Annotated in this window: 1 protein-coding gene; it reads left to right on the top strand. The window is 68.4% G+C overall.

Annotation, left to right across the window (positions count from 1 at the left end; genetic code table 11):
• Window positions 1-308 precede the first annotated feature (308 nt).
• Window positions 309-1,075, top strand: a 767-nt coding sequence (locus BKD30_RS15005) for a transposase (protein ID WP_159440593.1), incomplete at its 3' end; no start/stop codon positions are given.

The following is a 1,075-nucleotide window of genomic DNA, read 5'->3' on the forward strand; positions in this document are numbered from 1 at the left end:
GCCCCCGAGGCCGTGCGGACTCTGCGAACCCAGGCCACCAGCCGATCCTACCGACCCCCGCTTAGTGCCTTAACAACACACTAACCCCGACCATCACCCCACGTCAGCCCCCTCTAGCTTGTCGAGACCACAGCAAGTGACCCAACTCAGGTGGACCGAGCGGTATGCACCACACCTAAATAGGTACTAACCTCGGCCTTTCATGAGGGTGGGTCCGAGGGGGTGTCTGAACGGGGAAAGGTGCTCCTGAACTGGGAAGATGTTGTTACCACACGACATTTTCGACAGATTCAGGGAGCACCCTTCTGGTGAGCAACTCTACCGGCCTGTACCCATCCGTGCGCGTCGATGGCGCAGGTGCCGGGATCGTGTCCGAGGCTGGGGGGCTCCTGCTGACCCGCACTGTCCAGGCCTCGGGTCTCGGTGCGGGGCTGTCCGCCGTGCTCGGACCGTGGCGGAAACCGCTGGCCGTGCATGATCCGGGCAAGATCATCACCGATCTGGCCCTGTCTCTGGCGATGGGTGGGGACTGCCTTGCCGACGTGGACCGGCTCCGCGCCCAGCCGGCTGTGTTCGGGCCGGTGGCATCGGATCCGACCGTGAGCCGCTTGGTCCGGGCCCTGTCCACGGCGGCGCCGGCGAAGGCCCTGAGTGCGGTCAACGCCGCCCGCGCCGCGGCCCGGGCCCACGTGTGGTCCCTGGCCGGGGAGCAGTCCCCGATCCACGGTGCGACCGCGGGGGACCCGCTCATCGTGGACCTGGACGCCACCCTCATCACGGCGCACTCGGACAAGGAGGACGCCCGTCCCACCTGGAAGAAGGGCTATGGCTTCCACCCGCTGTGCGCCTTCGTGGACCACGGCGGTGCGGGCACCGGTGAGCCTCTCGCCGTGCTGCTGCGCCCCGGCAACGCCGGGTCGAACACCGCGACGGACCACATCACGGTCACCGGGGACGCGCTGAAGCAGCTGCCGGCCGGGTTCCGGTCGGGGCGGAAGGTCATGGTCCGCACTGACTCGGCCGGGGGCACGCAGGAGTTCGTGCACTGGCTCGCCGCACCCAGGAGGAACCTGGC

Origin of the sequence: Tersicoccus phoenicis (assembly GCF_001968835.1) — a bacterium.
GTDB lineage: Bacteria > Actinomycetota > Actinomycetes > Actinomycetales > Micrococcaceae > Tersicoccus > Tersicoccus phoenicis.